8 protein-coding genes are annotated in these 10,063 nt (G+C 54.9%); 5 read left to right on the top strand and 3 right to left on the bottom strand.

What is annotated here, in order from left to right:
- Nucleotides 1-11: 11 nt before the first annotated feature.
- Nucleotides 12-1,349 (bottom strand): TolC family outer membrane protein, encoded by a 1,338-nt coding sequence (locus tag AC4ICF_RS11245; RefSeq protein ID WP_163329275.1) that lies wholly within the window; start codon nucleotides 1,347-1,349, stop codon nucleotides 12-14.
- Between the two features lie 738 nt (nucleotides 1,350-2,087).
- Here AC4ICF_RS11245 and AC4ICF_RS11240 point away from each other — a divergent pair.
- Together AC4ICF_RS11240 and AC4ICF_RS11235 are read left to right on the top strand one after the other, a co-directional pair.
- Entirely contained in the window at nucleotides 2,088-2,831 is a 744-nt protein-coding gene (locus AC4ICF_RS11240; protein ID WP_316379097.1) for a DeoR/GlpR family DNA-binding transcription regulator, read from the top strand.
- Nucleotides 2,832-2,844: 13 nt separating this feature from the next.
- Complete coding sequence (locus AC4ICF_RS11235) at nucleotides 2,845-3,912, top strand: oxidoreductase (protein ID WP_316379096.1); 1,068 nt, start codon at nucleotides 2,845-2,847, stop codon at nucleotides 3,910-3,912.
- A gap of 110 nt (nucleotides 3,913-4,022) precedes the next feature.
- On the opposite strand, the gene cybB is transcribed toward AC4ICF_RS11235, so the two are convergent.
- Entirely contained in the window at nucleotides 4,023-4,553 is a 531-nt protein-coding gene (gene cybB, locus AC4ICF_RS11230) for a cytochrome b561 (protein WP_316379095.1), read from the bottom strand.
- A gap of 189 nt (nucleotides 4,554-4,742) precedes the next feature.
- Here cybB and gap point away from each other — a divergent pair, with 189 nt between their 5' ends.
- Nucleotides 4,743-5,744 (top strand): type I glyceraldehyde-3-phosphate dehydrogenase, encoded by a 1,002-nt coding sequence (gene gap, locus AC4ICF_RS11225; protein WP_166711064.1) that lies wholly within the window; start codon nucleotides 4,743-4,745, stop codon nucleotides 5,742-5,744.
- A 62-nt stretch (nucleotides 5,745-5,806) separates the two neighbouring features.
- On the opposite strand, the gene AC4ICF_RS11220 is transcribed toward gap, so the two are convergent.
- Nucleotides 5,807-6,601 (bottom strand): YdcF family protein, encoded by a 795-nt coding sequence (locus tag AC4ICF_RS11220; protein WP_316379094.1) that lies wholly within the window; start codon nucleotides 6,599-6,601, stop codon nucleotides 5,807-5,809.
- Between the two features lie 327 nt (nucleotides 6,602-6,928).
- On the opposite strand from AC4ICF_RS11220, the gene AC4ICF_RS11215 reads away from it, so the two are divergent.
- Both AC4ICF_RS11215 and AC4ICF_RS11210 read left to right on the top strand, forming a co-directional pair.
- Nucleotides 6,929-8,248: an MFS transporter gene (locus AC4ICF_RS11215; RefSeq protein WP_116341129.1), complete on the top strand. Its 1,320-nt coding sequence runs from the start codon at nucleotides 6,929-6,931 to the stop codon at nucleotides 8,246-8,248.
- A gap of 157 nt (nucleotides 8,249-8,405) precedes the next feature.
- Nucleotides 8,406-10,058 carry an MFS transporter gene (locus AC4ICF_RS11210; RefSeq protein WP_316379093.1) on the top strand — a complete coding sequence of 551 codons (1,653 nt, stop codon included), beginning with the start codon at nucleotides 8,406-8,408 and terminating at the stop codon, nucleotides 10,056-10,058.
- Nucleotides 10,059-10,063: the final 5 nt, after the last annotated feature.

The raw sequence follows: 10,063 nt of genomic DNA, 5'->3' as shown, positions 1-10,063 counted from the left end.
CGTGGCTTTTGTTAACTCAAATCGGGTAATTTTGCGGCAGCGTTTTTCTCTATTCCAATAAGCGGCATTAAATTATCAACCGCGGAAGCATAATTAATTGCCGAACTCCAGCCATCATACTCGGCGATTATTTTCGCCGACGTGGCCTGCCAGACATCCTGCTCAACGCTGAGCAAATCATTAATGCTCCGCTTGCTCAGGGTGTATTCATTTTTATAAACCTCGCGGGCCCGCAGCGCGTTTTCCAGCTGCCGCTTCCCGGCCTCCATTCTTCCCCGTGCGCCGGTCCAGTCAGCCTGTGCGACGGATGCCTTTTGCAGCACGTCGAAACGCGCCTGATCGACCTGAGAGGACGCCATCGCCCGTGCGCCTTCAGCCTGCCGCACGCGTGCGGATACCGCGCCGCCCTGATAAAGCGGTGCATCGATATTGAGCTGGATCTGGTCGTCCCAGTAGGAACGGTTGTCCGATTCGTAACGCGTGCGTCCCCCTTTCAGGCTCAGGGTTGGCCAGTGCTGGGACTTCGCCGTTTCAACGCCATACTGGGCAGAACGTTCCATGTTTTGCGCAGCCATTACCGCCGGTATCAACGAATAATCAATGCGGTTGAGCGAATCCGGCTCAACCGCAAGGTTTGCAGGTACCGGCGAATAGTTATCCGCCTGCATCCCGGTTAATACCGCGAGCCGCGCGCGGGCGCTGTTCAACGCGGCGTTATACTGCGCCACCGTCGCCTGCATGCCGGCAATCCGCGTGCGGGTCTGGAGCTCATCGGAGGTGGAACTCACGCCCGCATCGGCGCGCAGTTTGGCCAGCTGCTCCACGTTTTTCAGCGCCTGAACGTTATCTTTTGCCGCCTGTAACAGGTCGGAATAGCGTTTAACCTCCACGTAGCCGAGCGCCGTTTTTTCCGCCACATCAGAAAGTGTGCTCATGAGCTGATAGCGGTAGCTATCGCGCCGGGCGGAAGACTGGCTGATGCTGTTGTTGGTCTTGCCAAAATCGTATATCAGCTGGGTAAGGCTCAGCCCCCAGGCCGCAGAATTCTTCAGCGAACCGCTGGAATCGGTGGTCTGGCTGTGCCCCGTGCTCCCGTTTAAGGCTATTTGCGGCATCCAGCCGCTGCGCGCCTCATCTATTTGTGCCTGACCAATACCTAACTGCGCGGCCTGCTGGCTAACAGAGGGGTCGCGGTCGATAGCAAAAAGGATACTTTCTTTTAAGGTTGTCGTTGCCACCGGGGCAATACCCACCTGGCGACTATTGGCGTAAGCCGTATTAATGGCTAGTGAAATTAATGCCAGCGCAGCTATAAATTGGCGTGACACAGGCTTGTGCAATATCGTCATTTTTATCTCCCTGACTCTGAGTGATACTCAAAACAATTACCCAAAAAGAGGTATAGATAATTAGACAAATATCTTTTTCGCTCCCTCACTGAATTTCAGGTAAAACGTCCCATACCCATTTCCATTGGAGATGAGAAGCGCCTTTGTCTTATTAAAAATAAGAATTTACTTATTTCTTAAGTTGATTTGCAGCATAACAAAATGTGGTATAGGCCACTACACCCGTAATGTTAATGCGGTGTTACAAATAAGAAAAAACATGGGGTTTCTGGACAAAACTCCGAAAATGGCCTTTCAGATGAAACATCAAAACCCTCTGTTATTTAAGGAAAATTCTTAATCTCCTCTGCGTACATTTTTGCGTTAATTTCTCGGCGGGTCAGACACAAAGATTTTCAAAGAAGTGTCAATTTAAGTAACCAACACACTTATGTTGACATGAAATTCCATTGAAAAACTAATGTAAGAAATTAAATGCTATCAATATTGTTTTTATCAGAATATTAATTCTATTAAGGGTTGCGCACTGGTTACATAATCCAAATCATTAATAAAAACAAAACAGTAACACTCTCGTTAACATTCAGAACGGCTTAATGATATCTGTTTAATATAATTTCAATAATCACCTATCTGAACGATTTCTCTCGTCGTCATTGCAATTCCATTCTCACCCTTCCCTCTGCTTTAAAATGCTGTATTATGCAAACTATTGCGACATTTTGCAGGATTACTGCCATGCACAAAACCGCACGTCAGCGCTATGTCCTTGATATTCTCAGTGAACAAGGTCAGGCCAGCATCACCGAACTGGCAGAAAAGCTGCAGGTTTCAGCGGATACTATTCGTCGGGATCTAACCGATCTGGAAAATCAGGGCCTTGCCCAGAAGAATCACGGCGGGGCAATTGCACTCAATCTTTCGGCCATGAATCGTCAGGGCCGCAATACCCTGCTGCCGGAAACCAAGCAGCGCCTCGGGAAACGGGTTGCGCAGGCGGTTCCGCCGGGTTCCACCCTGTTTCTGGATGCCGGCAGCACGGTGATGGCCGTGGCCACTTTTCTACAGGGGCCTCACACCGTGATCACTACCTCGCTGGATATCGCCCAGCATTTTAGTGACCGGGAGGACATAGAGCTTGTTCTGCTCGGCGGAAACTGGGACCGGAAGCAGCGCCTGTTTGCCGGAAGCGCCACCTTGTCCCTGCTGTCCCGCTATCGGGCAGATATCGCCATTCTTGGGGCGTGCGCCCTTCATGCCGAACTCGGTTTGAGCGCCGGTAAAGAAGCAGATGCCGAGGTAAAACGCGCGATGCTCGCCGCCAGCCATGCTGGCTGGATTGTCGCCGATCACCTGAAGGTTAACCGCTGCGAACCGTATCTGGTCTCCGGGTTAACCGACATTCATCAACTCTTTTTAGATCGTCCCTGGCCTGAACTTGGGGACCCAGGCGCATTGCAGGTCACGGTGTGCGTGAATTAACGTGGAGAAGGTCATGAGTAAAGTTCAAACAATCAACATTGCGCTGATCGGGTATGGATTTGTGGGGAAAACGTTCCATGCCCCGCTGATCCAGTCCGTGGACGGGCTTAAGCTGGCGGTGGTCTCTTCCCGTGATGAAGAGAAGGTTAAACGCGATCTGCCGGACGTACAGGTGGTGGCAACCCCGGAAGAGGCCATTCAGCATCCCGATATCGACCTGGTGGTGATTGCCTCCCCTAACGCCACCCACGCGCCGCTGGCGACGCTGGCCCTGAACTCGGGTAAACACGTGGTCGTGGATAAGCCTTTCACCCTCGATATGCAGGAAGCCCGGGACCTGATTGCCCTGGCGGATGAAAAGCAGCTTCTGCTCTCCGTTTTCCACAACCGTCGCTGGGACAGCGATTTCCTCGGCATTAAGCAAATTATCGAGCAGGGTACGCTCGGCAAGGTTAAGCATCTGGAGTCGCATATTGACCGCTTCCGCCCGGAAGTGCGCGTGCGCTGGCGCGAGCAGAACGTGCCCGGCAGCGGCCTATGGTTTGATCTGGGGCCGCACCTGATCGACCAGACGCTTCAGCTGTTTGACCTGCCAGATTCTGTGCAGGGAAATATCGCAACGCTGCGCGACGGCGCAGAGATTAACGACTGGGCGCACGTGGTCTTAAATTACCCGGAACATAAGGTGGTTCTGCACGCCAGCATGCTGGTGGCTGGCGGTACGGCGCGCTTTACCGTCCATGGCGACAAAGGCAGCGTGGTGAAAGCCAGAATCGACCAGCAGGAAGCGCAGCTGCTTGCTGGCGTGATCCCCGGCAGCGACGCCTGGGGCGAAGACGACGACAGCATGGTGTTCTTTGGGGCTGACGGCGAACCGCAGACGATCCCGACCCCGAAAGGCGATCAGCGCCAGTATTACGTCAACGTACGTGATGCACTACTCGGGAAAATCACCAATCCTGTCCATCCTGTCGAGGCGTTAGCGGTCATGGCTGTTCTGGAAGCGGCGGTGATATCGTCAGAGACGGGGTCAACGCAGACGCTGGCGTTAACTGATGAAGAGCGTGCGCTGCTGGGTTAAAAAACACGCCGGGTGACGCGTAGCGATCCCGGCCTACGATTCAGAGCCGTTTGTAGGCCCGTGCAAGCGGAGCGCCGCCGGGCAAGAAAGGCGGCGACAATGTATCAGCACTACTGACGCTTTTTCGGCATCATGCGCAGAAGAGTATTATCTTTCCAGAAATAGTGATGCATCAGCGCCGCCGCCGCGTGCAGACCAATCACGAAATAGCCCAGGTTTGCCAGCGTCTCATGCCACTCCTTCAGCACATCCACCAGGTCAAAATTACCCTCCGTCGCGTGCGGCATCGCCAGACCGAAGGCGAACCAGTCGTTTCCGCGGTTATACATCATCACAATGCCAATCAGCGGCAGCGCAATAAACAGCAGATAGACAATCAGATGCCCAAGGTGAGACATACCGGTGATCATCGCTTTGGGTTTCGGCTGAATGGGCGGTGCGGGAAACTTGAGGCGGATCAGCAATCGCGCCACCATCAGCACCAGAACCGAGATCCCGCAGGAGACGTGGATCATGTTTATAAGCGGACGGTCAGTACGCGGGAAAAAGCCTCTGAATTCCATCGCGCTGTATGCGACGACGATTAACAAAAACACCAGCCAGTGAATCGTGATTTGCAGGCTTGTATATTTAGTGCGCATGGGATTTCCTGAAAAAAAACAGTCACCGCGCCAACATAATCTCCTTTCCTTAAAAATTCATTAACTTTTCTGTATGGTTTTTCAAATACTTCCCGTCGTATGAAGTATCTTCAATTGCCGCCCTGCCCGTGATGGTCTAAGCCTGGATGAGTTCAAACTGTCGTATCGACACGTTCACAGGAGAACATCATGAGTAAAATTGGCATTAACGGATTTGGACGCATTGGACGCCTTGTGCTGCGCCGCCTTCTTGAAACCCAGGACAGCAATACCGTCGTCGCCATCAACGACCTTACCTCCCCGAAAGTCCTGGCCTACCTGCTCAGGCATGATTCCAACTACGGTGGCTTCCCGTGGAGCGTGGACTTCACCGAGGATGCGCTGATCGTCGACGGTAAAACCATCGCGGTGTACGCCGAAAAAGAGGCAAAGCACATTCCGTGGAAAGCCGCGGGCGTGGATATCGTCGTGGAGTGCACCGGCTTTTATACCTCAGAAGAGAAATCGCGGGCGCACCTGGACGCCGGAGCGAAGAAAGTGCTGATCTCGGCACCTGCGGGTGAGATGAAAACCATCGTCTACAGCGTGAATGACGACACCATTGACGCCAGCGATACCATTATTTCCGTCGCGTCCTGCACCACCAACTGCCTCGCTCCGCTGGCAAAAGCCCTGAACGACGCGTTTGAAATTAAAGTGGGCACTATGACCACCATTCATGCCTACACCGGCACCCAGGCGCTGGTGGATGGGCCGCGCGGGAAAGATCTTCGCGCCTCGCGGGCGGCGGCAGAAAATATTATTCCGCATACCACCGGTGCGGCGAAAGCCATCGGTCTGGTGATCCCCGCGCTCAGCGGCAAACTGAAAGGCCACGCCCAGCGCGTGCCGGTGAAAACCGGCTCCGTTACCGAGCTGGTAGCGATTCTGGGTAAAAAGGTGACGGTCGAGGAGATCAACGCCGCGCTGAAAAAGGCGACCCAGGGGAATAAATCGTTTGGGTATACGGATGAGGAGATTGTCTCGTCCGATGTGGTTGGCTCGCACTATGGTTCGGTCTTCGACGCCACGCAGACGGAAGTGTCAGAAGCGGGAGATCTGCAGCTGGTGAAAGCCGTGGCCTGGTATGACAACGAATATGGTTTTGTGACCCAGCTGGTGCGCACGCTGGATAAGTTTGCGGCGCTGTGATTTTCCAACCCTACCCCTCATCCTAACCCTCTCCCCAAAGGGGCGAGGGGATTGTTCCGTGCTCAGATTATTTTACGTGCGCCCTTCAGGACCGGGTCCTGTTGTAACCGTCTCCATGCGGCGGTGACGACCTCTGGGAACTCAACGTGAGCGATATAATCACGCCCGGCCGGGCCATAGCCGTTAACGTCATCATACAGCCGCGGCAGTTCACCCAGAATCAGTGAAAGATAGCGATCAACGGGCCACAGCCCGGCGGTGTCCTCGCTAAATTCCACGCCCTCTTTTCCGTTTTGCAGCATCGGCGTAAATCCGGGATGGCCTATCCACTGCGGTGGCGCGGGCTCATCGCGGCACACGCGGTCAAAGGTTGCCATCGTGCGGCGCTGCATCGTCGGGTCCTGCACCACCAGCACCCGCCCGCTTGTCCGCTGGCGTTGCTTCAGCATGTTCCAGCTAAAACGCGCGTTCTCACCGCAGTTAGTGGAGCGATCTTCAATCCACACGCGCTCATCGGGGATCTGCCAGAACTCCCGCGCAACGTCGGCAAGAATGCTTGCTTCCGCCCGCCCCGCGACCGATAGAGTGTGATAACGCGGGTGTTTGCGGATCGCTTCATATAAAAACGTGGTCGAATGGCCGATGCCGCCGCTGATCAGAAGCGGCACGTTTTTCTGAGAGGCAATACGGCAGGCCGCGTCAATGGTCGGGATCACCGCGTTGCCAGCCAGAATCACCACATCGACCGCCGGGGGCTGACGGGTCTCGCTCAGGTCGTCCTGCGCCAGCCATGCGCCGACAGTATTGATGGCCGCCAGCGTGGCATCCGCCAGAATGGGAAAATGGGGCTGAACCATGGTCAACTCCTCATGTTGTTGAATCGCCGAATTTATCGTTTTTCTGAAATAACCAGAAACATCCAAATATCATCAGGTTGCACCTGCCTATTATGCTTTTGATTTCCAGCCTTACAAAACATTGTATTGTACAGACGTCATGGAAAAGCACCCAACGCTGCTTATTTCGCCGTGATCTGACCAGTTTCCACCCCCCTGCTCTTGCCAAATACAACATCCAACCCTAAGTTGCTTAACAATTTGACAACCTTTTTCATCATCACGGGTTGCACCTGAAGCGCGCCAGGTGACACCTCATACATCATCAACGTGGCGGGGTTTCAGGTCATGACAGAACATGAAAGTACGACGACGGTATTACGAAAAAATAAGAAGGTGTTAATCGCCAGCCTTACCGGGAGCGCCATTGAATGGTTTGACTATTTTCTCTACGGTACGGCGGCCGCGCTGGTCTTTAATAAGATCTTTTTCCCGATGGTCGATCCGGTGATCGGGCTCATTCTCTCGTATCTCTCTTTCTCATTAACCTTTTTTATCCGTCCGATTGGCGGGGTACTTTTCGCCCATATCGGCGACCGCATTGGCCGTAAAAAAACCCTTGTACTTACCCTCTCTTTGATGGGAGGTGCAACCGTCATGATCGGACTGCTCCCAACGTATGACATGATTGGCCTGTGGGCGCCCGCACTGCTGATCCTGATGCGTATTATTCAGGGGATGGGCATAGGCGGTGAATGGGGCGGCGCGCTGTTGCTGGCCTACGAATACGCGCCCGAAAAACGTAAAGGCTTCTTCGGCAGCATTCCACAGGCAGGCGTGACCATCGGCATGCTGATGGCGACCTTTATTGTTTCGCTGATGACGCTTTTCAGTGAGGAAGATTTCCTCTCCTGGGGCTGGCGCATCCCGTTCCTGCTGAGTTCGGTTCTGGTGTTGCTTGGCCTGTGGATCCGCAAAGATATCGATGAAACGCCTGATTTTAAGAAAGTCAAAGCGTCCGGTCAGGTGGCTAAGGCTCCCCTGCGCGATACGCTGAAGCACCACTGGCGTGAAGTGCTGATTGCCGCCGGTCTCAAAGTCGTGGAAACCGCGCCGTTCTATATTTTCTCTACGTTTGTGGTGAGCTACGCCACCAGCACGCTGACCTATCAAAAATCGCAGGCGCTGGAGGCCGTGACGCTGGGAGCCCTGGTGGCCACGATAATGATTCCGTTAATGGGGCTGCTCTCGGATAAAATTGGCCGTCAGCGTATGTATGCCACAAGCGTCTTTATCCTCGGTTTGTTTATCGTGCCGTGGTTTATGTTGCTCAATACCGGTACAACCTGGGGCATCGTGCTCGCAACGGTCATCGCCTTTGGCGTGCTGTGGGCACCGGTAACGGCGGTACTCGGCACGCTGTGCTCTGAAATCTTTAGCGCAAACGTACGCTACACCGGCATTACCCTCGGTTATCAGCTCGGTGCCGCGCTGGCTGGCGGTACTGCCCCGCTGATTGCCACCGGCCTGCTGGCAAAATATGACGGCGACTGGGTTCCGGTGGCCTGGTATCTTGCCGTCACGGTGGTCATCTCCTTAATCGCGATCTTCTGCGCCAGCCGCGTTAAGCGTGCAACACTCATCCAGGCGCAGCCCGAACGTCTCTGACCTTTCCCGGCCCGTCCCGCGGGCCGCTCTTTTTACTTAAATTTTTCTTCTACATTTGATTAACATGCGTAAATCATATTCACTTGAATTATCATTTGCGGCAGACGTAGAATCGCCAGCCCGCTAATTATTCAATTATTTCTAAGGTAATGACGTTATGCGCCTGCCCGAACGCGACCCTTATGCTCCTCGCGAGTGGCAGCCACATGAGAAACCCGCCCTGCTGGGTTCACCTTCCACCCCGGAGCACAATACGCCAAAACGCGTCGCCTACGGCGTCGTTGGCCTGCTGGTATGTCTGACGGGGGCGCTGGGAAATGCGGTGGTGACCGCCAACCTGCAAAACCTGCAGGGAACCTTCGGGGCCTGGTCGACCGAAATCGCCTGGCTACCCGCGGTCTATGTGATGACCAACATCTCCATCAACCTGCTGCTGGTCAAATTCCGCCAGCAGTACGGCCTGCGCGCCTTTACGGAAGGTTTTCTGGTGCTGTACGTACTGGTCACCTTTTTCCACCTGTTCGTTAACGATCTCAGCTCGGCGCTGATGGTGCGTGCCGCGCACGGGATGGTGGCCGCGGCGCTCAGCTCGCTGGGGATTTATTATCAAATACAGGCCTGGCCTGCGAAGCACCGCCTGAAGGCGCTCACCATCGGCATCACCGGATCGTCGCTCGCTATTCCGCTGGCGCGTCTCTTTTCCACCGAACTGCTGCAACTGGACGAGTGGCGCGGGCTCTATTTCTTCGAGCTCGGGCTGGCGCTGATCTCCCTTGCCTGCGTGATAGCCTTAAAGCTGCCGCCGGGGGATCGGCGCAAGGTCTTTGAGAAGAAAGACTTCATCACCTTCTTTTTACTGGCTCCTGGTATGGCCCTGCTCTGCGCCGTGCTCTCGTTAGGCCGCCTTGAATGGTGGTTCGAGGCGCCGTGGATCGGCTGGTCGCTGGCGCTATCGCTGGTGCTCATTGTTTCCGCCATCGTGTTTGAACATAACCGCAGCAACCCGCTACTGAACACCCGCTGGCTGTCGAGCGGCAGCATCGTCCGTCTGGGGCTCATTATGCTGCTGATCCGCATCGTGCTGGCGGAGCAAAATACCGGCGTCATCGGCTGGCTGCAGTACGTGGGATTACAGAACGAGCAGATGACCCACCTGGCGTGGTCCATTTTCGCCGGGATCGTCTGCGGGATCGTCACCAGCTGTCTCACCATCAAGCCTACAAAGCTGGCGTGGCCGATCGTCACCTCGCTGGCGCTGATGATTGTTGCCTCGCTGCTGGACAGCCAGTCCAACAACCTGACCCGCCCGGATCAGCTGATGGTCAGCCAGTTCCTGCTTGGCTTCGGCAGCGCCTTCTTCCTGGCACCCGCCATGCTGGCCGCCATTGGCGGGGTGATCGCCGACCCGCGTAACCTGGTCAGCTTCTCGGTCATGTTCGGTATGAGCCAGAACCTCGGCGGCCTGCTGGGGTCGGCGATTCTCGGCACCTTCCAGACCTGGCGCGAGAAGTACCACTCCAGCCTGCTGGCGGATCAGCTCACCACGCTCAACCCGCTGGTCAACGAGCGGATACAGCTATATACCCAGATGTATAAAAGCCTGATTGGCGACAGCTCGCTGCTGGGAACGCAGGCCATTACTCAGCTACAGGCGGTGACCACCCTTGAGGCAAACATTCTGGCTTACAACGATACTTATCTTCTGACGGCGAGCATTGCCGCCGCCACGCTGGTCTGGATTTTATGGCGCTTGCTGCGCCTGCGCATCACTGCCCGTATGGCGCTGAAGAACGCCACCGGCAACAAATAATTGAA

The sequence above is a fragment of the Enterobacter sp. ECC_219_Taxon_10 genome (assembly GCF_058354905.1).
This window is presented reverse-complemented; position numbering and strand designations above follow the sequence as displayed.

What these genes read in the sequence shown, in the direction of transcription:
- AC4ICF_RS11235 (WP_316379096.1), top strand. Translation starts at nt 2,845, where the DNA reads ATGAGTAAAGTTCAAACAATCAACATTGCGCTGATCGGGTATGGATTT.
- AC4ICF_RS11245 (WP_163329275.1), bottom strand. Translation starts at nt 1,349, where the DNA reads ATGACGATATTGCACAAGCCTGTGTCACGCCAATTTATAGCTGCGCTG.
- cybB (WP_316379095.1), bottom strand. Translation starts at nt 4,553, where the DNA reads ATGCGCACTAAATATACAAGCCTGCAAATCACGATTCACTGGCTGGTG.
- AC4ICF_RS11220 (WP_316379094.1), bottom strand. Translation starts at nt 6,601, where the DNA reads ATGGTTCAGCCCCATTTTCCCATTCTGGCGGATGCCACGCTGGCGGCC.
- gap (WP_166711064.1), top strand. Translation starts at nt 4,743, where the DNA reads ATGAGTAAAATTGGCATTAACGGATTTGGACGCATTGGACGCCTTGTG.
- AC4ICF_RS11215 (WP_116341129.1), top strand. Translation starts at nt 6,929, where the DNA reads ATGACAGAACATGAAAGTACGACGACGGTATTACGAAAAAATAAGAAG.
- AC4ICF_RS11210 (WP_316379093.1), top strand. Translation starts at nt 8,406, where the DNA reads ATGCGCCTGCCCGAACGCGACCCTTATGCTCCTCGCGAGTGGCAGCCA.
- AC4ICF_RS11240 (WP_316379097.1), top strand. Translation starts at nt 2,088, where the DNA reads ATGCACAAAACCGCACGTCAGCGCTATGTCCTTGATATTCTCAGTGAA.